Raw genomic sequence first — 231 nt, 5'->3', positions numbered from 1 at the left:
CAGCAATTAAACTCAGTCTTAACAGTAGGGGCCTATGATTATCCGCAAGCTCAACCTTTAGTAATTCCGGAACAGATTTCCAAGTCCGATGGTATAATGCCACCGCCAATTCCTGATGAGATGGCTACAGGAAAATTAAGTGGTTTTTCGGACAATTATCATCAATCATTAACATTGGATCCATTAAGCAGTCAAGAAATGGAACAAAGCGGCCAATTGCTATTATCTAAA

At 39.4% G+C, this 231-nt stretch carries 1 protein-coding gene; it reads left to right on the top strand.

Translation table 11 applies throughout. The features are described 5' to 3' along the window. The coding region (locus RYX56_RS25555; RefSeq protein ID WP_317124545.1) for a hypothetical protein at positions 1 to 231 on the top strand (231 nt) is incomplete at both ends.

The sequence above is a fragment of the Alkalihalophilus lindianensis genome (assembly GCF_032843265.1).
GTDB classification, from domain to species: domain Bacteria; phylum Bacillota; class Bacilli; order Bacillales; family Bacillaceae_D; genus Alkalihalophilus; species Alkalihalophilus lindianensis.
The sequence above is the reverse complement of the archived record's forward strand: the minus strand, read 5'-3'. Positions and strand labels throughout refer to the sequence as shown.